Origin of the sequence: Achromobacter sp. UMC71 (assembly GCF_014170305.1) — a bacterium.
In the GTDB taxonomy this organism is placed as follows: domain Bacteria; phylum Pseudomonadota; class Gammaproteobacteria; order Burkholderiales; family Burkholderiaceae_B; genus Achromobacter.
Map to the genome: position 1 here is coordinate 108,597 of NZ_LZZT01000037.1, position 17,867 is coordinate 126,463.

A 17,867-nucleotide genomic window follows, 5' to 3' on the forward strand; every position below is an offset into this window, starting at 1 on the left:
GCGGCTCCCTGGGCGTCAGACCGTGGCGGCCCGGTGCCCGTCCAGCATGGGCATCAGTTCCGGCGCCACCGCGCCGCGGCAAGCCGGCGCAGGCTGCGACGCGCGGTGGCCCAGCACGCCGCTGGCAGGCGGACGGAAGTCCTGCAGCGCGGTGCGCGGTTCGATGGCGTAGTGCTCGTGGCCCGTCAGTTCGCGCAGGATCTGCGAATTGCGGTAGCAGCAAAAGCCCAGGTCGGGGTTGGTGACGCCATGGCTCAGCAGGCCGCTGTTCTGCACGAAGATCTCGTTGCCGCCATGGTCGATGGTGTAGTTGCGCGCGATCCGGTAGCCGCCGTCCTCGGCCCAGGCGATGCGGTCGTGGATGGGGTTGACGCATGACGGGATGCTGCGTGCATAACCGGTGGCCAGCACCAGTCCGTCGGTGGCGTGCGAGAACGGCTGGCCCGTATCGACGTGGCGGAATTCCAGCTGGTAGCGGCCGCTGGCGCGGTCATGGCGGCTGGCGCGCAGTTCGGCATTGGTCAGCAGCGTGTAGCGCCTGTCGCCGTTGTGGATCTTCTCGTCCAGCAGGTCGTAGATCTGGTTGATCAGCGATGCGTTGATGCCCTTGTACAAGCTGCTTTGCTCGGCCAGGATCTCGCGGCGGCGCGCCTCGGGCAGGTCATAGAAATAATTGGTGTAGTCCGGCGAGATCAGTTCCAGCGTCAGCTTGGTGTTCTCCATCTGGAAGAACCGCGGCGACCGCGTGATCCAGGCCAGGCTGTAGTCATGCTCGTCGCTGTCGCGCAGCAGGTCGTGGAACACCTCGGCCGCGCTCTGGCCACTGCCGATCACCGTGATCGACGCGCGGCGTTGCAGCTGGACCTTGTGGTGCAGGTATTCGGCGCTATGAATGTAGGGCGCCTCGCGCCGGTCGCAGCAGCCCGGCAGCACGGGCTGCGAGCCCAGCCCCAGCACCAGCTTGCGGCAACGGAACATGAAGCGTTCGCCATTGACCGTGTGCTGCCCGGTCACCAGGTAGGTGTCTGTCTCGGGGTCGTGCAGCACGCTTTGCACGTCGCTGTTGAAGCGCAGGTTGGGCAGGCGCGCCGCTACCCATTTGCAATAGCGGTTGTACTCGGCGCGCGTCAGGTAGTGGTTCTCGCGCATGTAGTACGAGTAGATGCGGCCCGTCTGCTTGCAGTAGTTCAAGTAGCTATATTCGCTGCGCGGATCGGCCAGGCTGACCAGGTCCGCCAGGAACGGGTTCTGCAGTGTGGAGGCCTCGATCAGCATGCCGGGGTGCCAATCGAAGCCCGGCTTCTTGTCCAGGAACAGGGCGCGCACGCCGGGCAGCGGGGCGGACAGGCACGCCAGGCTGAGATTGAAGGGGCCTAGGCCGATCGCGACAAAGTCATAGATTTCACGGTTCATGGTGGTCACGCCTTTTTGCGGAGTCTCTCGTTGCACGGACGATGCCCGGGGCAGGGCATACTCGGAACAGGGCCGGCTAATCAGGCGGAACGGGACGCGACCGGCTCGGCGGCCCGTCCGTCCACAGCAACAGCAAAGCATTTCCATCGCCGGTATTGCATGAATTGGACATCTGTTTAGGTATGATTTTCATTTGCAATATAGACACTCTAGCAAATGGTTTTTTGGCGCGATGCATTGCCATAGCCATGCAGGCGGCGCTCATATGCAGGGTGGCGAAGCGCATAGGGACGGGGCTCCACGGGTTATGCTTGCCGCCATGTCAGATAACCGTCCCGTGCTCAGGCTGCGCGGCGTCTATAGCGAGCGTCTGTCGCCCGTCAGCCTGACCCTCGCTGCCGGCGAATGCGCCGCCATCACCGGCCCCTCGGGGTCGGGCAAATCGCTGCTGTTGCGGCAGGTCGCCGATCTGGACCCCGGCCATGGGGAAATCGAACTCGACGGCGCGCCGCGGTCCGGCATGCGCGGCTACCAGTGGCGCCGCCAGGTGATCTACTGTCAGGCGGAAGCCGGCTGGTGGGATGACCGCGTCGCGCCGCATTTCACCGATCGCGTGCTGGCTATCGATCTATTGGCGCGCATGGGCCTGGCCGCGGAGAAGATGGACGCCCTGGTGCAGGAACTTTCCACCGGAGAACGCCAGCGCGCCGCCCTGGCGCGGGCGCTGTCACTGTCGCCGCGCGCGCTGCTGTTGGACGAACCCACCGCGGCGCTGGACCCGGCGGCGACGGAACTCGTCGAAACCGAACTGCGCCGCTATCTGGAGGGCGGGGCGGCGATCCTGATGGTCACGCACAACCCGGACCAGGCGCGGCGCATGGGCCGCCGCGGCTGGCGCATGGAGCAGGGCAGGCTGGAGCCGCAATGGACGTAATCCAACTACAGGCCACCGACCTGATCATCGCGTCGCTGCTGGTAGTGCTGTCGGCGGGCATTTCCTTCGCGTTGCGGCTGAACCTGCAGCGCCAGGTGCTATGGGCCGCGCTGCGTACGGTGGTGCAGTTGCTGCTGGTGGGCCACATCCTGCGCATCGTGTTCGCCCACGCGGCGCCCTGGCTGACCGCCCTGGTCGTGGCGGTAATGATGGCGCTGGCGGCCCGCGAGGTCGCCGCCCGCCCCAAGGCGCGCCTGACCGGCCACGGCAATGGCTACGTCGGCACCATGGCCGTGGTCGCCACCACCGTCATCACCGCGCTCTTCATCCTGTCCACCGCGCTGCGGCCCGAACCCTGGTACGACCCCCGCTACACCATCGCGCTGGTCGGCATCGTGCTGGGCAGCGTGCTCAACGCCGCCAGCCTGGCGCTGGACGGCGTGCTGTCCGGCGTGCGGCGGGAAAAACTCGCCATCGAGGCCCGGCTGTCGCTGGGCGCCACGGCGCACCAGGCGTTCGCCTCGTTGCTGCGCGAGTCCGTGCGCCGCGGCATCGTGCCCAGCATCAACCAGATGTCGGCGGCGGGCATCATCACGCTGCCCGGCATCATGACCGGCCAGATCATTGCCGGCATGGACCCTATCGACGCCGCCAAGTACCAGATCCTGCTGATGTTCCTGCTGTGCGGCGCCAGCGGCATGGCCGCCATGGGCGCGGCCTACGGCGCTATGTGCCGCCTGACGGACGAGCGCGGGCGGCTGCGGCTGGACCGGCTGAACGCGGACAACTAGGCGGCGCCGCTTCCGGGGGAACGTCCGGGCGCGGGCCGTCACGGGCCGCGGCCCGACGTCGACCGCGTCATGCCCCTGGATCGATGGCGGCCGGCGCCAATTCGATGAAATATCAACGGGCCTTACGGCATACTGCGGGTCAGACTTGAAGGCCGGCGCCGCCGGCCCCCGCACAGGAAGCCGAATCCGCATGAGTATTCCCGAGATGTTCGCCTGGTTGACCAGCGAGCAGGGCCTGATGGCCCTCTTGGCGCAGAACTGGGTGCTGGGCACCTGCATCATCGCCGCCATCATCTTCATCGAAACCGGGCTGGTGGTCATGCCGTTCCTGCCGGGCGATTCGCTGTTGTTCGCCGCCGGCGCCTTCCTGGGCCTGGCTGGCATCGACCCCATCGTCTCGCTGGCGGTCATCACCGCCGCCGCCATCGCGGGCGATGCGCTCAATTACGCCATCGCCTCGTCCCGATGGGGCCAGAAGCTGGCCCACAGCCGCTGGGTCAAGCCCGGCCACCTGGAGCGCGCACGTTCCTATTTCGCCCGCTATGGCGCCATGACCATCACGGTCGCGCGCTTCGTGCCCATCGTGCGCACGCTGGCCCCGTTCGTGGCCGGCCTGTCGCAAATGCCGCGCCGTACCTTCTTCGCCTACAACGTGATCGGCGGCGTGGCCTGGTGCGGCTCGATGATATTGGCGGGGTACTGGCTGGGCTCGATTCCCTGGGTGCGAACCAACCTGCACTGGGTGTCTGTCATCATCATCGGGCTGTCCTTGATTCCCGTGGCCTTGCAGTGGCTGCATCTGCGGCGCGCGCGCAAGCTGGCATCGCAAAGCTAGGGCCTGTTCACACTAGAAGGCGCCTCGCACAGGCCGGTAATCGGGCGCCAGGCTAGGCGCGGTCGCCGCCGCGTGGCTGTGCCACGCAAGGTGAGCGCAACGACGCCTGGCGCCCGATTACCGGCCTGCCCGAAGGGTGAGTACCCAAATGAGCGCCTCTCAGCGTTGCGAATGCTCGCCGGGGGCCGGCCACGACTGCGCTTCGCGCCTTGATAGTCACTCATTTGGGTACTCATGCGAGGCGCCTTCTAGTGTGAACAGGCCCTAGGCCGCCCCTGCGCCGCCCGCGCCATTGATGCGCTGGCGGACATGAAAAAGCCGGCGGTCCCTGACGGGGCCGCCGGCTTTATCGCACCTGGGCCTGATGGCCCGGCGCGCAGGCGCTTAGCCGATGTTGGCCAGCACCTGGTTCAGCGTGGCGCTGGGGCGCATGGCGCGGCTGGCCTTGTCTTCGTTCGGCTGGTAGTAACCGCCGATGTCGACCGGCTTGCCTTGGGCCGCCTTCAGTTCTTCCAGGATCTTGGCTTCGCCTTGCGCGAACGCGGCCGCGGCCGGTGCGAACAGGGCGGCCAGGGCGCGGTCTTCGGTCTGGTCAGCCAGGGCTTGGGCCCAGTACATCGCCAGGTAGAAGTGGCTGCCGCGGTTGTCCAGGCCGCCGACCTTGCGGTCAGGCGACTTGTTCTCGTCCAGGAACTTGGCGGTGGCGACGTCCAGCGTGCTGCCCAGCACTTGGGCGCGGGCGTTGTCGTACGCGCGGCCCAGGTGATCCAGCGAGGCGGCCAGGGCCATGAATTCGCCCAGCGAATCCCAGCGCAGGAAGCCTTCTTCCAGGAATTGTTGGACGTGCTTGGGGGCCGAGCCGCCAGCACCGGTTTCGAACAGGCCGCCACCGGCGACCAGCGGCACGATCGACAGCATCTTGGCGCTGGTGCCCAGTTCCATGATGGGGAACAGGTCGGTCAGGTAGTCGCGCAGCACGTTGCCGGTCACCGAGATGGTGTCCAGGCCTTCGCGGATGCGCTTGACCGAGAACTTGGTGGCTTCGACCGGGTCGAGGATACGCAGGTCCAGGCCGTTGGTGTCGTGGTCGTTCAGGTATTGCTTGACCTTGGCGATGACCTGGGCGTCGTGGGCGCGCTTTTCGTCCAGCCAGAACACGGCCGGCGTCTTGCTGACGCGGGCGCGGGTGACGGCCAGCTTGACCCAATCCTGGATCGCGGCGTCCTTGGTCTGGCACATGCGCCAGAGGTCGCCGGCTTCCACGGCTTGTTCCAGCAGGACCTTGCCCGAGGCGTCGGTGACGCGGACGGCGCCGGCGGCCGGCACGATGAAGGTCTTGTTGTGCGAACCGTATTCTTCGGCGGCCTGGGCCATCAGGCCGACGTTGGGCACGCTGCCCATCGTGACCGGATTGAAGGCGCCGTTCTTCTTGCAGTCTTCGATGACGGCCTGGTAGACGCCGGCGTAGCTGCGGTCGGGAATGACGGCCTTGGTGTCTTGCAGCTTGCCTTCGGCGTTCCACATCTTGCCCGAGTCGCGGATCATGGCGGGCATGGACGCGTCGACGATGACGTCGCTGGGTACGTGCAGGTTGGTGATGCCCTTGTCGGAATTCACCATGGCCAGCTGCGGCAGCGTCTTGTAGGCGGCGTCGATGTCGGCGGTGATCGCGGCTTGCTGGTCAGCGGGCAGCGATTGGATCTTGGCGTACAGGTCGCCAATGCCGTTGTTGGGATCGAAACCGACCGACTTCAGGACGGCAGCGTGCTTGGCCAGCACGTCTTTGTAGAACACGGACACCACGTGGCCGAAGATGACGGGGTCGGAGACCTTCATCATGGTGGCCTTCAGGTGGACCGAGAACAGCACGCCCTGGGCGCGCGCGTCGTCGATCTGGGCCTGCAGGAAAGCCTTGAGCTTGGCGGTCGACAGCACGGCGGCGTCGATGATCTCGCCGGCCTTGACCGGGGTCTTTTCCTTGAGCACGGTCTGGGTGCCGTCGGCGGCCACCAGGGTGATCTTGACGTCGCCGGCGTCGGATATCAGCGCCGACTTTTCGGTGCCGTAGAAATCGCCGCCGTCCATGTGGGCCACGTGCGACTTGGAATCAGCCGTCCAGGCGCCCATCTTGTGCGGATGCTTGCGGGCGTAGTTCTTGACCGACAGCGGAGCGCGGCGGTCGGAGTTGCCTTCACGCAGCACGGGGTTCACGGCGCTGCCCTTGACTTTGTCGTAGCGGGCCTTGACGTCGCGTTCGGTGTCATTGGCCGGGGCGTCCGGGTAATCGGGCAGCTTGTAGCCTTGGTCCTGCAGTTCCTTGATGGCCGCCTTCAGTTGGGGCATCGAGGCGCTGATGTTCGGCAGCTTGATGATGTTGGCTTCCGGCGTGACGGCCAGGGCGCCCAGTTCGGCCAGGGCATCGCCCAGCTTCTGGCTGTCGTCCAGGTAGTCGGGGAACAGCGCAATGATGCGGCCCGCCAGGGAGATGTCGCGGGTCTCGACCGTAATGCCAGCGGACTTCGCGAAGGTCTGGACGATGGGTAGCAGCGAACGGGTTGCAAGCGCCGGAGCTTCGTCGGTGAGGGTATAGATAATCTTCGGAGTAAGAGACATGATCCTTGAATCTGTTCGGCTGTGGCGCTAGGCGCAAACCCCGAACATGCTATGCGGCGTCAGCCGGTAGATGTTGTCGAGAGTGGGTTCGTATGGGCCGGCGAAAGCTGCTCCGTCCAGCCCAACATGGCGCCGCCCGTCCTTTATTGCTGGTCCAACTGCCCGACCGCCTGGAAGGTGCGACTGCCACGAACCGAACATTGTAATACTGTGCCCCGCTGGACGTGCACGGAAATAGGCGCCAAAGGCCCGAAGGGCGGACAGTCGGGTGAGGTTTTCTCTTGGGTTGCCGGATTTTGTTCCCACGAATGGCGCCAAAGTCGGCCAACATGCTGGCATCGGTGTGCAAGTATTAGCTAATATTCCGCATCTGCCCGCGGGTAATCGCCGAGCAGGCAAGCGTGGGGCGCCGGATGACGATGGGCGTTGAACAGCCCCGGCGTGAGGAAGAAGCAATGCGGTTTGGCAATCTGATGTTCGACCCGATGTTCCGCTACGCCAACCGTGACGATGGCAAGACACTCCACTTCACCCCGCTCGAAAGCGCGGCGCTGTCGGTCCTGACCGCGAACGCGGGCCAGATCGTGCCGCGCCAGCGGCTGCTGGACGCCGCCCAGCGCGGCGAGGCCGATGCGCTGGAGCGCAGCGTCGACCTGCTGGTCAACCGCCTGCGCACCAAGCTGGGCGATGCGGCACGCACGCCGCGCTTCATCGCCACCAGCTACGGCGAGGGCTACCGCTGGATCGCGGCGCTCGCGCCGGAACCCGACGATGACGTCTACGTGGCGATCTGCCCGGCGGCCGGCCCGGCGGCCTTGCGGTCCGAGCCCCGCGTACGGGCTTTCCTGGCGGACCTGGCCGACGCCTTGCGCGCGCGGCTGCCCAGCGAGCGCGGCGTGCGCCTGTTGCCTGCCGCGGCGGCCAATGGCGCGGACGCCCCGTTCCGGATCGAAGTAGGGCTGCGGCAGGATCCGGCGGGCGTGCATTGCGCCGTGGTACTACGTGCGGCCGTCAGTGGCGCCTCGCTGCGCGCCGAACGCTGGACCATCGCGCCGGGCGACCAGGCCGGCGCGGCCCGCACGGCCGCCGCCACCTTTGCCGCGTCCATCAAGAGCGATATCTGGCGCACCGTGGCCAATGCCGGCGACTTGGCCGGTCCGACCGACGAGCCCGTGGAATTGCGCCGGCATCGCGCCGCCGTACTGCTGCCGCGCACTGCGCAGACCTGGCTGGAATCGAAACGAAACGGACGCTGAATGCCAGGTGTTCCTGATGGCGCCCAAGTGCACCACCGGAAGACGAAACCCACTAGGACGGCTGTTCCCGTGCCCGCTTGCTGCGGCCTTCAATCCGTCAGCGGGCTGGGCGTCAGCGCCTTGACGACCGCCATGATGTCGTCGGGCGAGGCCGACGACGGCAGGCACCTGTCTATGCCGGCAAGCCGCGGCGGCGTGCCGGCGCCAGGCTCAAGCAGGACGATCACGCCCGACAGATACGGGCTGCACGGCACCGTGAACAGCCTGTCCAGCCATTCGGCGTGGCCTTGCACCAGCAGGTAGTGCCTGCCGTGCAATGAAAAGCCCGCGCGTAGTTGCGCTTCGGTTTCCACATAGAGCGCCACCTGCGCCTGGTCTGCGATGGACCGCGCCAGGACAGCGGCTTGCCCGATGGTCTGCGCATGGACGTGCACGTGAAGGCCAAACAGCCGTTGACTCATTGTCAGAACCCCCGCCATAAGAGGCTGGAGTATGTGGCGAGGCGCGGCTGCGAACCATTAGACAATTCTCAAAATGGCGGATTTGACAAATCTCCGGGCTTGGCGCAATCTTGCGGCCTATGACTTCCCGCGCCGTCCGCATTTCGCTGATTATTACCATCATTCCGAGAATGGTGGGTTAGCGCACGACCGCAGTCAGTCAAACGAACCCGCCCCACGAGGCGGGTTTTTTGTTGCCGCCTCTGCCGGGCGCCTTGCTTTCCCCGCCGCAGAGATCCGCCATGCAACAACCGCAAGCCGCCAACGATACCGACACTTTCGCCCAGGGCCATGCCGCGCCCATGGAATACCTGCGCCAGATCCTGACCGCGCGGGTCTACGACATCGCCCGCGAGACCGAGCTGGACCCGGCCCTGGGCCTGTCGCGGCGTCTGGGCAACCGCGTGCACTTCAAGCGCGAAGACAACCAGCCGGTGTTTTCCTTCAAGGTGCGCGGCGCCTACAACAAGATGCGCAACACGCCGCAGGTGGCGCTGGACCGGGGCGTCATCACCGCGTCGGCCGGCAACCACGCGCAGGGCGTGGCGATTTCGGCCGCGAAACTGGGCGTGCGCGCCACCATCGTGGTGCCGCAGACCGCGCCCCAGGTCAAGGTGGACGCTGTACGCGCCCACGGCGGCCCGACCGTGCAGGTGGTGCTGGCGGGCGATTCCTACAGCGACGCCTACGCCCATGCGCAGACGCTGGCGGCCGAGCAGAACCTGACCTTCATCCCCGCATTCGACGATCCCTACGTGATCGCCGGCCAGGGCACCGTGGGCATGGAAATCCTGCGCCAGCATCCGGGCGGCCTGGACGCGGTGTTCGTGCCCATCGGCGGGGGCAGCCTGGCGGCGGGCGTGTCGGTGTACCTGAAGGCGGTGGCGCCGCAGGTCAAGGTGATCGGCGTGCAGATCGCCGATTCCTGCGCCATGGCCCAGTCCATCGAGGCCGGCGAGCGGGTCAACCTGGCCGAAGTGGGGCTGTTCTCGGACGGTACCGCGGTCAAGCTGGTGGGCGAGGAGACTTTCCGCCTGTGCCGTGAATTCCTCGACGAGGTGCTGTTGGTTGACACTGACGCGGTCTGCGCGGCCATCAAGGATGTGTTCCTGGATACGCGCAGCGTGCTGGAGCCGGCCGGCGCGCTGGCGGTGGCGGGGCTGAAGCAGTATGTGGAGCGCGAAGGCGCGCAGGGGCAGGGGCTGGTGGCGATTACGTCAGGCGCCAACATGAACTTCGACCGACTGCGCTTCGTGGCGGACCGGGCCGAGGTCGGCGAGGCGCGCGAGGCCGTATTCGCGGTGACGGTGCCCGAGGAACGCGGCAGCTTTCGGCGCTTCTGCGAGGTGATCGGCCAGCGCAGCGTGACCGAATTCAATTACCGCATCGCCGATGCGCGCACCGCCCGCATCTTCGTCAGCGTGCAGATCGGACGCCGCGGCGAGGCGGCCGAGATCATGCAGGCGCTGACGGAACAAGGTTTCGCGGTCAGCGACCTGAGCCACAACGAGGTGTCCAAGCAGCACATCCGTTATATGGTGGGCGGGCGTTCGCCCCTGGCGGGCGGCGAACGGCTGTTCCGCTTTGAATTTCCCGAGCGTCCCGGCGCGCTGATGACGTTCCTGTCGGCCATGGCGCCCAACTGGAACATCAGCCTGTTCCACTACCGCGCCCAAGGGGCGGACTTCAGTTCGGTGCTGGTGGGCATCCAGGCGCCGCTGGCCGATGACGCGGCGCTGGACCGGTTCCTGGTGCAGCTGGGTTATGCGCATTGGGAAGAGACGGCAAACGAGGCGTACCGGCAGTTCCTGGTGTAAGTGTCAGGCGCCGGCTGGAGCGGCCGCCATGGGATGGCCCCGGCGGCACCAGGCCAGCCGGGCCGTGGCCGCTTTCAGGCCGGTGTGCAATGGGGTTTGTGCGGCAGTTCCACGCCGGGCGTCATGCGCAGCGTGGCCTTGCCCGGCGGGCCCGGCGTGAATCGCAGGGCCTTGGCACGCCAGGCGGGCAGGTCTTCGTAGGGCACGTCGATCTTGCTGCTGACGCTTGAACTGCCAGGGTCGAACTGCATCGCCGGCAATTGCTGGCAGGTGTCTTTTGCCTCCCAGCGCGCCAGCTCGCGGCCGTCGGCCAGACGCACCACACGGAACGCGGTGGGCGTGGGCACGAACTTGGTCACGGCGGGCACGATCTGCATATAGCCATACGCGTCCTTGACGCGCTTGGTCGGTTCGATCTCGATGACCTTGGACCCGGCCGGCACCGCCAGGTAGGCCACGTCGCCGTCGATGTCCAGCAGCCGGCCTGGGCCCAGGTTGTTGGCCTGCAGGGGCGCGTGGCGGATCAGCACGGTTTCGTTCCACGCGGTTTCGACGCGGGTCCAGCCGGGCAGGCGCGCGTCCAGAAAGCGCGTGACCTGGACCTTGTTGCGGCCGGGGTCTTTCGAGACGTCCACGCGCTGCGCGCGCAGCGAGCCGTTGACCACCTGCAAATGCGCCAGCACGGTATCGGCGCTGCCGCTGGTGAAGAACGCCAGCACGCCGGCGCCGTCCAGCGCCATCGCGCCGTTGGGGCAATAGAAGGCGCGCCGCGGCGGCCCGTTGCCGTCGGGGTACAGCAGATCGGTGACGTCGTTACCGCAAAGCGTTTTGCCCTGGAACGTGATGGCGGTGGCGCGGGTATGCTGGCGCTGGCCAGTGTTCCAGTCCTGCCGGCTGCCCGCGCTGACCTCGACCACCAGGCCATCGCGGTTGTACACGGTGTCCGCTGCGGCCGAGGCGCCCAGCAGGGAAAGGATCAGGATCAGCGCGCGGCGGGCTCTCATCGTCAGGTGTTCCTTTGGCGTGTCGGCGGTCAACGGAGCCTTGAATATATACCGGGCGGTGGAGGGGCCATCGGGCCCAGGCCATCGCGCCCAGGCCATCGCGCCTGGATCATTCGCCCCGGTCGATCCCGTTGGCCCGGCCCGCGTTCAGGCCAGCCCGTCCACGTGCACCTGCGGCTGGCCTTGCGGGCAGCGTTCCACCCGCGCCCGCACGCCATAGGCGCGCCGCAGCGTGCCGGGCGTGACGACCTCCTGCGGCGGGCCTTCGGCCAACAGCGCGCCGCCATGCAGCAGCAACGCGCGGTCGGCGTGGCGCAGGGCGATGTTCAGGTCATGCAGCACCACCAAGGTGATCAGCCCGTGCAGGGCGGTTTGCCGCCGTAGCACATCCATGACGTGGAACTGGTAGTTCAGGTCCAGCGCGGACAAGGGTTCGTCCAGCAGCAACAGGCGCGGCCGGCGCACCAGCGCCTGCGCCAGCGAGGCCAGCTGCTTCTGGCCGCCCGACAGCTCATCCAGGTAGCGGCTGGCGAGCGGGCCGATGCCCAGCTCGGCCAATACGCGCATGGCCTCGGTCATCAGCGCGGCGCCCGTCTGGCCGTGACGGCCCGAGCGGGCCGCCACCAGCACCGATTCCAGCACCGTCATGTGCACGCCTTTGGGCAGGGCCTGGGGCATGTACATGGCGTGCTCGGCGCGCTGCGCGGGCGGCAGGCGCGCAAAGTCCGCGCCGTCCAGCCGCAGCGTGCCGCCTTGCAGCGGGTTCAGGCCCGCCAGGGTCTTGAGCAGGGTGGACTTGCCGCTGCCGTTGGGCCCCAGCAGCGCCGTCAGCGTGGCCGCCGGCAGGGCTTTTACCTGCAGATTGCGCAGCACCGGCCGGCTGCCATAGCCCGCCGTCAGTCCGTGGATCTCCAGCATCGCGCCGTATCGGGCCGCCGCAGTGCGCGTGGCGATATCCCGTATGCCCATGGCGTCAGGGCTGCAGCGTCAGCGTGCCGCGCATGTGCTGGGCGTGCGCCGGAAACGAGCAATAGAAGGTGTACGACTGGCCGGCCGCCAGGCGGCTGACGGGGAAGGTCACCGTGGCGGTCTCGCCGCCGCCCAGCATCGGCGTCTTGGCCAGGACGCGCGCATCGCCCGGAGCCAGGAACTCGTGCGCCACGCCCGCCTTGATGCCATCCACCATCACCGCGTCGATGTCCTCGGTCTTGGTCAGCACCCAGTTGTGGCCGGCCTTTTCCTTGCTGTTCTTGCCGGTGTGGATCAGGCGCACCGTGAAGTCCTTGCAGGTCGATGGCACCACGATGTGGTTGGGCTCGAACTTCTTGCCGGGCTGGCCTTCGACGTCGATGGCGCAGGCGGCGGGGGCCGTGGCGGCGGGTTCGGCGGCATGGACGGCGCCGGCGGCGAGCAGGGCAGCCAGGGCCAGCGTGTAGCGATGTTGCATGGGTAGGGGTCTCCGGGAGTCAACAGAAAGGTCAGGCGCGCCTCAAGGCGCGGATGACGATGGTGAGGAAAAAGGGAATGCCGACCAGGGAGGTCACGATGCCCACCGGTATCAGCGCGCCGGGCAGCACGGTCTTGGACGCGACCGACGCCAGCGACAGGATCAGCGCGCCGGCTAGCGCGCTGCCGGGCAGGTAGTAGCGGTGGTCCTCGCCCAGCAGCAGGCGGGCGATGTGCGGCGCCACCAGCCCGACGAAGCCGATGGTGCCCACGAACGACACGGCCAGCGCCGCCAGCGCGCTGACGCGCAGCAGGCTCACCAGCCGCAGGCGCTTGACGTCGATGCCGACGCTGGCCGCGCGTTCCTCGCCCAGCCGCACGGCGGTCAGCTTCCAGGCGTCGCGCATCGAAAACGGCAGGGCCAGCGCCAGCGCCGCGGCCATCACGCCCACCGTCGTCCAGTTGGCGCGCGCCAGGCTGCCCATGGTCCAGAACACGATGCCTTGCAGAGCCTCTTCGCTGGCCACGAATTGCAGCAGCATCACCAGCGCCTGGAATGAGTACACCAGCGCGATACCGAACAGCACCACGCCCAGCGTCGAACCGCCGCGCCAGCGCGCCACGCGTTCCAGGATCAGCACCGACACCAGCGTGCTGGCAAACGCCGACAGCGACACCACCATGCCGGGCGGCAGCGCGGGCAGATGCCAGTCGAGCGTGATTGCCAGCGACGCGCCAAACGCCGCCGCCGCCGACACGCCCAGCGTATAGGGACTGGCCAGCGGGTTGTCCAGCATGGTCTGCATTTCGGCACCGCCCAGACCCAGCGCCACGCCCACCAGCAACGCCATCAGCGCGTAGGGCAGGCGGAACTGCCAGACGATGACGCGCGCGCCGGCATCGGCCGCATCGGGGTGCAGCAGCGTGCGCACCAGGTCGGCCGGCGCCAGGCCCGCGGGGCCGGTGGCGATGTCGGCCAGCAGGCTGATGGCGATGGCCAGCGTCAAGGCCAGGGCCAGCGCCAGGCGCCGCTTCTGCGTGCGGCGATGCAGTGCGATGGCGTCCATGGGCGGGGCGGTGGCGGTGGCCGCCGCGGCAATAGCGGAGAGCGACATGATGGATGCCTGGCCGTGCCTAGCGGCCCGCCGGCGCGGTCCAGTAGGTGCCGGCGCCGTCCACGTCCAGGAAGTCGCGGTACAGCGTGTCCAGCGTGGCGCGCGGGTCCAGGGCGGCGGCGCGTTCCGGGTACAGCCACTTGGCCATGGCTTCCACCGCCGCCACGTTGTAGGGCGAGTTGTAGAACGCGTGCCAGATGCCGAAGGCGCGGCCCCGCTTGACCGCGTCCAGGTCGCGGATACCGTCGCGCGTCAACAGCGCGGACAGGCTGGCGGCGGACTCCTCGGCCGCGGCGCCTGGGCCGGCGAGCAGGCCCGCGCGGCCGGGTTCCGAGCGGCTGCCGGTGGCGATGTACACCTGCGGCTGCGCCTGCAGCAGGAATTCCATGCTGACGTCGCCGATCGCGCCCGGCAGCACGGGCGCCGCCACGTTCACGCCGCCGGCCGCTTCCAGCAGGTCGCCAAAGCTGCCGTTACCGGTACTGTGGCAGCATGCCGGCCATACGCCGGCCAGCATTTCCACGAACACGCGCGGCCGTTCGGCCTGCGGTACCGGCTGCACGATCCGGCGCACCCGCGCCATGTGCGATGCATAGAACGTGATGTAGCGCTCGGCCTCGTCCTGGCGGTCCAGCGCCTGCCCCAGGATGCGCAGGCTGGGCACGGTGTTCTGCACCGGATGCTGGCGAAAATCGATGAACACGATGGGAATGCCGGCTTGCTGCAACGACGCGATCATCGGGTTGTTGCGGCCCGGGCCGTGGCCGCTCAGGCTGAACACCGCCACGTCCGGCTTGAGCGACACGATCTTCTCGGGGCTGACGCTGGCTTCCGAGGTCTTGCCGATCAGCGGCACGTCGGCCGCCTTGGGAAAGCGCTTGACCAGTTGCTGCCACGAATAGGGATCCTGCTGCTTCAGCTCGCCTTGCCAGCCCACCACCCGGGCCACCGGGTCGGCCCGGTCCAGCAGCGCCATCGCGAACACGAAACGGCCTTCGCCCAGCAGCACGCGCTGCGGATGATCGGGTACGGTGACCGTGCGGCCGGCCAAATCGGTCACCTGGCGGGCCTGGGCGCCGGGCGTGGCGCAGAGCAGGGCGGCGGCGACGGCCAGCGCGGCGGGGAACATAGCTTTCAAACGCATGGGAAATCCTGTGGCCATCACGTCCACCGCGGGGTTGCGGGTAACGCGAACCATTCCTATCGCCGTGCAGTCTCCGCCATCCCGTCTCAAGAAAGCGTTAAGACGCGCTCGCGCTGTGGCGGCATTGCCGCAGCCATGCGTGCAGCGGGCGGCGGGGCAGGGGGGGTGCTTACAATATGAGACTGATTTCCATTTCCAGCCTGCCCGATATGCGCGTTCTTGTCATCGAAGACGACCCCGACATCCTGGCCAACATCACGCACCACCTCACGCGCCGCGGCTACATCGTCGACTGCGCCGAAGACGGCTTGCGCGGCTACGCCATGGCGGCCGAGGGCGGCTTTGACCTGATCGTGCTGGACCTGATGCTGCCGCGGCTGGACGGCTACGACCTGTGCCGCCGCCTGCGTACCGAGGCCGCCTGCGACACCCCCGTCATCATGGTCACGGCGCGCGACACATTGGACAACCGATTGGCCGGCTTTGACGCGGGCGCCGACGACTACCTGGTCAAGCCCTTCGCCCTGGCCGAGCTGGCTGCGCGGGCCAAGGCCTTGCTGCATCGGGCCAGCGGCGCCGGCGCGTCGCGCGTGCTGCGCGTGGGCGACCTGACGCTGGACACCCGCACCCTGGCGCTAGCCCGCGCCGGCCAGGCCCTGCGTCTGCCGCCGTCGCCCCTGCAACTATTGATGCTGCTGATGCGCGCCAGCCCGGCCGTGGTGCATCGCGGGCGCCTGGAAGAAGCCTTGTGGCGCGACTCGCCGCCCGACAGCGACAGCCTGCGCACCCATATCCATCAGATCCGCCACGTCATCGATAAGCCTTTCGACACGCCCTTGCTGGTCACCGTGCACGGCATCGGCTACCAGCTACGGGCCATGGCCGATGCGTAGCGCGCGGCGCGGTTTGGCGCGGCGCCTGCTGCTGACCTACGTGCTGCTGGCCGTGCTGGTCGGCGGCCTGCTGACCTGGGTGTCGGTCTGGAGCGTGAACCAGCTGGAAGCGCATCTGCAACGCATCGACATGGGCATGGCAGTTGAACGGGTGCGCGGCGACTTCCTGGCCGGCATCGACCCGGGCCGGCCCGACCGCTTCTTCCATGGCGAGCCCGGCGGGGCGGCGTTTCCGGACTGGTTGCGGCGGCTGGGCCCGGGATTCCACAAGATCGAACGCAACGGCCGCGTCTGGCACGCAATGGTCGACGACAAGGACGGCCAGCGCTACATCCTGCTGCGCGACTACACCGAATACGAACGCAACCAGGCGGCATCGCACTGGACCACCGTCACAGGCCTGGCCGCCAGCCTGGCGCTGGCCTTCGTCCTGGGCACCCTGGCCACGCGCCGCATGCTGCGGCCTCTGGGCCGGCTTGCCGCGCAGGTCACCACGCGCGGCGCGCAGCCGCCGCAGACCCGCCTGGCCGAAGACTATCCGCCCGACGAGATCGGCCGGCTGGCCGCGGCGTTCGATGCCACGTACAACCAGCTGGAACAGGCGCTGCGGCGAGAGCAACTGTTCACGGCGGATGTCGGGCATGAATTGCGCACGCCGCTGATGGTGATTTCCAGCTCGTGTGAATTGCTGCTGGACGAGCCGGGGCTGGATGAAGCGGGCGTGGCGCGGGTGCGGCGAATCGCGGCGGCGGCAGCCGACATGGGCGCGCGGCTGGACACATACCTGATGCTGGCGCGCGGCCGCGATGCGGGCGGACAGTTCGCCCGGGAAAGCGCGCTTGACGCGGCACGCGAGCAGGTCTCGGCCTGGCACGTGGTCGCGCAGCGGCGGGGGATGACGCTGACGCTGGAAACGGACGATGCGGGCGCAAGCCAGGATGCCGGGGCAGCAGCGCGCTTTCCCGCGCCGTTGCTGCGCGCGGTATTGTCCAACCTGATCCGCAATTCCCTTCAATACGCGGGACCCGGCGCGCACGTCCGGGTAGAGACAGGCAGCGATTATTTGCAGGTCGCCGACAACGGCCCGGGCATCCCGGCCGAGCGCCAGGAAGCCATCTTCAGCCCCTTTGTACGTGGCTCGCAGGCGGACAACGGCAACCTGGGATTGGGCCTGTCGTTGGTGCAGCGCATCTGCGAGCACCAGGGCTGGAAGGTGTCACTGCAATCCGCGCCGGGGCAGGGCTGTGTGTTCCGGGTGACGCTGGTAGCGGCCTACTCCGCGAAATTCTCGGTATAGCCCAGCAGCAGCACCTTGCCGCCCGCCGCGGCCTCGGCGAGTTGGCGCCACGAGGCCTGGTGGGCGTCGTCCGCGCAACCATACAGGTCCGCCAGATCGGCCACCAACGCCTTGGCGGCCGCTGCGTCCGGCGGCGCGTCGCGCACAAAGCCCAGCCACGATGCGCCAAGCCCCAGAAAGCGGTAGCCATGCCGCTCGTGCATCCGCCGGATCACCGCATGGTTCTGAAACACATCCCAGTCGCAGGAAAAGTAGCCGTTCGGCAGGCCGGCGATCGCCAGGTCGTCGCGCGGCACCGCCACGCGCTGGATGTAGACCACCGTGTCGAGTACCCGGTCCGGATCACGGTTGGTCTCGACCAGGACGTCGATGTCCTCCTGGCTGGTCGCCAGCGTGCCGCACACGTCCTCCCAGGACAGGCGCAGGGCCGGGTCTTGCAACTGTGCGGCGACGTGGGCGGCCCGGCGCACCTCGAAAGCATGAACCGATTCCGGGTCATCGAAGTCGGTATCGCCGTAGTCCACCTCCAGACGGTCGTCGTTGCCGGCGTGGCCGCTGGTGTAGCAACACTGGTTGATGTCGTCGAGCGTGCAGAAATAGCGGTGATCGCGGTCTTTCAGCCGCAATTCGTCCAGGCAGGCCAGGACGTCGCGCAGCGAGACGGTCCCCGACAGCCGGCGGTGGCTGAGCGTATCGACGGGTTGGAAGGCATACTTTTCGCGGTAGTCGACAGGGGTGATTTCCATGGTGGTCCGACGCTCAGGGAGAGGTTCACGAGACGCAGTGTACCGGTGCCTGTCGACATGGGA

The 17,867-nt window shown here is 67.7% G+C and carries 16 protein-coding genes; 7 read left to right on the forward strand and 9 right to left on the reverse strand.

The window, feature by feature from the left end; translation table 11 throughout:
• Nucleotides 1-15: 15 nt before the first annotated feature.
• Nucleotides 16-1,413, reverse strand: a complete 1,398-nt coding sequence (locus tag A9974_RS18310; protein WP_183005586.1) for a lysine N(6)-hydroxylase/L-ornithine N(5)-oxygenase family protein — start codon at nt 1,411-1,413, stop codon at nt 16-18.
• Between the two features lie 319 nt (nt 1,414-1,732).
• Between A9974_RS18310 and A9974_RS18315 the strand changes: the two genes are divergently transcribed.
• The 3 genes from A9974_RS18315 to A9974_RS18325 all read left to right on the forward strand — a co-directional run bounded on the left by A9974_RS18315 (nt 1,733) and on the right by A9974_RS18325 (nt 3,973).
• Complete coding sequence (locus A9974_RS18315; RefSeq protein ID WP_255468224.1) at nt 1,733-2,347, forward strand: ATP-binding cassette domain-containing protein; 615 nt, start codon at nt 1,733-1,735, stop codon at nt 2,345-2,347.
• Entirely contained in the window at nt 2,338-3,138 is an 801-nt protein-coding gene (fetB, locus tag A9974_RS18320) for an iron export ABC transporter permease subunit FetB (RefSeq protein ID WP_183005588.1), read from the forward strand. Before A9974_RS18315 ends, fetB begins: the two co-directional genes overlap by 10 nt.
• Before the next feature lie 190 nt (nt 3,139-3,328).
• A complete protein-coding gene (locus A9974_RS18325) occupies nt 3,329-3,973 on the forward strand; it encodes a VTT domain-containing protein (RefSeq protein WP_183005589.1) in 645 nt (214 codons plus the stop codon).
• A gap of 384 nt (nt 3,974-4,357) precedes the next feature.
• Here the strand turns inward: A9974_RS18325 and A9974_RS18330 are convergent, their stop codons facing one another.
• Nucleotides 4,358-6,586 carry an NADP-dependent isocitrate dehydrogenase gene (locus tag A9974_RS18330; RefSeq protein ID WP_183005590.1) on the reverse strand — a complete coding sequence of 743 codons (2,229 nt, stop codon included), beginning with the start codon at nt 6,584-6,586 and terminating at the stop codon, nt 4,358-4,360.
• Nucleotides 6,587-7,041: 455 nt separating this feature from the next.
• Between A9974_RS18330 and A9974_RS18335 the strand changes: the two genes are divergently transcribed.
• Nucleotides 7,042-7,842 (forward strand): helix-turn-helix domain-containing protein, encoded by an 801-nt coding sequence (locus A9974_RS18335; protein ID WP_183005591.1) that lies wholly within the window; start codon nt 7,042-7,044, stop codon nt 7,840-7,842.
• 89 nt (nt 7,843-7,931) lie between these two features.
• Here A9974_RS18335 and A9974_RS18340 read toward each other — a convergent pair whose 3' ends face one another.
• Nucleotides 7,932-8,303 carry a hypothetical protein gene (locus A9974_RS18340; RefSeq protein ID WP_183005592.1) on the reverse strand — a complete coding sequence of 124 codons (372 nt, stop codon included), beginning with the start codon at nt 8,301-8,303 and terminating at the stop codon, nt 7,932-7,934.
• 281 nt (nt 8,304-8,584) lie between these two features.
• On the opposite strand from A9974_RS18340, the gene ilvA reads away from it, so the two are divergent.
• Nucleotides 8,585-10,159 carry a threonine ammonia-lyase, biosynthetic gene (gene ilvA / locus A9974_RS18345; protein ID WP_183005593.1) on the forward strand — a complete coding sequence of 525 codons (1,575 nt, stop codon included), beginning with the start codon at nt 8,585-8,587 and terminating at the stop codon, nt 10,157-10,159.
• Nucleotides 10,160-10,233: 74 nt separating this feature from the next.
• Here ilvA and A9974_RS18350 read toward each other — a convergent pair whose 3' ends face one another.
• The 5 genes from A9974_RS18350 to A9974_RS18370 form a co-directional block, all read right to left on the reverse strand.
• Nucleotides 10,234-11,163, reverse strand: coding sequence for a hypothetical protein (locus A9974_RS18350; protein ID WP_183005594.1), 930 nt, complete (start codon nt 11,161-11,163; stop codon nt 10,234-10,236).
• 147 nt (nt 11,164-11,310) lie between these two features.
• Nucleotides 11,311-12,132, reverse strand: a complete 822-nt coding sequence (locus A9974_RS18355; RefSeq protein ID WP_255468225.1) for an ABC transporter ATP-binding protein — start codon at nt 12,130-12,132, stop codon at nt 11,311-11,313.
• Nucleotides 12,133-12,136: 4 nt separating this feature from the next.
• Nucleotides 12,137-12,610: an azurin gene (gene azu / locus A9974_RS18360; RefSeq protein ID WP_183005595.1), complete on the reverse strand. Its 474-nt coding sequence runs from the start codon at nt 12,608-12,610 to the stop codon at nt 12,137-12,139.
• 31 nt (nt 12,611-12,641) lie between these two features.
• Nucleotides 12,642-13,724, reverse strand: coding sequence for an iron ABC transporter permease (locus A9974_RS18365; RefSeq protein WP_183005596.1), 1,083 nt, complete (start codon nt 13,722-13,724; stop codon nt 12,642-12,644).
• A gap of 19 nt (nt 13,725-13,743) precedes the next feature.
• Nucleotides 13,744-14,868 carry an ABC transporter substrate-binding protein gene (locus A9974_RS18370; RefSeq protein ID WP_183005597.1) on the reverse strand — a complete coding sequence of 375 codons (1,125 nt, stop codon included), beginning with the start codon at nt 14,866-14,868 and terminating at the stop codon, nt 13,744-13,746.
• A gap of 209 nt (nt 14,869-15,077) precedes the next feature.
• Here A9974_RS18370 and A9974_RS18375 point away from each other — a divergent pair, with 209 nt between their 5' ends.
• A complete protein-coding gene (locus A9974_RS18375) occupies nt 15,078-15,761 on the forward strand; it encodes a response regulator transcription factor (RefSeq protein ID WP_183005625.1) in 684 nt (227 codons plus the stop codon).
• Nucleotides 15,754-17,058: a HAMP domain-containing sensor histidine kinase gene (locus A9974_RS18380; protein ID WP_183005598.1), complete on the forward strand. Its 1,305-nt coding sequence runs from the start codon at nt 15,754-15,756 to the stop codon at nt 17,056-17,058. Before A9974_RS18375 ends, A9974_RS18380 begins: the two co-directional genes overlap by 8 nt.
• Here A9974_RS18380 and A9974_RS18385 read toward each other — a convergent pair.
• Nucleotides 17,034-17,804, reverse strand: a complete 771-nt coding sequence (locus A9974_RS18385) for a hypothetical protein (protein ID WP_183005599.1) — start codon at nt 17,802-17,804, stop codon at nt 17,034-17,036. The genes A9974_RS18380 and A9974_RS18385 overlap by 25 nt on opposite strands.
• Nucleotides 17,805-17,867 lie beyond the last annotated feature (63 nt).

Excerpts from the sequence above, each read along its gene's own strand:
- A9974_RS18310 (WP_183005586.1), bottom strand. The coding sequence starts at position 1,413 with ATGAACCGTGAAATCTATGACTTTGTCGCGATCGGCCTAGGCCCCTTC.
- A9974_RS18315 (WP_255468224.1), top strand. The coding sequence starts at position 1,733 with ATGTCAGATAACCGTCCCGTGCTCAGGCTGCGCGGCGTCTATAGCGAG.
- fetB (WP_183005588.1), top strand. The coding sequence starts at position 2,338 with ATGGACGTAATCCAACTACAGGCCACCGACCTGATCATCGCGTCGCTG.
- A9974_RS18325 (WP_183005589.1), top strand. The coding sequence starts at position 3,329 with ATGAGTATTCCCGAGATGTTCGCCTGGTTGACCAGCGAGCAGGGCCTG.
- A9974_RS18330 (WP_183005590.1), bottom strand. The coding sequence starts at position 6,586 with ATGTCTCTTACTCCGAAGATTATCTATACCCTCACCGACGAAGCTCCG.
- A9974_RS18335 (WP_183005591.1), top strand. The coding sequence starts at position 7,042 with ATGCGGTTTGGCAATCTGATGTTCGACCCGATGTTCCGCTACGCCAAC.
- A9974_RS18340 (WP_183005592.1), bottom strand. The coding sequence starts at position 8,303 with ATGAGTCAACGGCTGTTTGGCCTTCACGTGCACGTCCATGCGCAGACC.
- ilvA (WP_183005593.1), top strand. The coding sequence starts at position 8,585 with ATGCAACAACCGCAAGCCGCCAACGATACCGACACTTTCGCCCAGGGC.
- A9974_RS18350 (WP_183005594.1), bottom strand. The coding sequence starts at position 11,163 with ATGAGAGCCCGCCGCGCGCTGATCCTGATCCTTTCCCTGCTGGGCGCC.
- A9974_RS18355 (WP_255468225.1), bottom strand. The coding sequence starts at position 12,132 with ATGGGCATACGGGATATCGCCACGCGCACTGCGGCGGCCCGATACGGC.
- azu (WP_183005595.1), bottom strand. The coding sequence starts at position 12,610 with ATGCAACATCGCTACACGCTGGCCCTGGCTGCCCTGCTCGCCGCCGGC.
- A9974_RS18365 (WP_183005596.1), bottom strand. The coding sequence starts at position 13,724 with ATGTCGCTCTCCGCTATTGCCGCGGCGGCCACCGCCACCGCCCCGCCC.
- A9974_RS18370 (WP_183005597.1), bottom strand. The coding sequence starts at position 14,868 with ATGCGTTTGAAAGCTATGTTCCCCGCCGCGCTGGCCGTCGCCGCCGCC.
- A9974_RS18375 (WP_183005625.1), top strand. The coding sequence starts at position 15,078 with ATGCGCGTTCTTGTCATCGAAGACGACCCCGACATCCTGGCCAACATC.
- A9974_RS18380 (WP_183005598.1), top strand. The coding sequence starts at position 15,754 with ATGCGTAGCGCGCGGCGCGGTTTGGCGCGGCGCCTGCTGCTGACCTAC.
- A9974_RS18385 (WP_183005599.1), bottom strand. The coding sequence starts at position 17,804 with ATGGAAATCACCCCTGTCGACTACCGCGAAAAGTATGCCTTCCAACCC.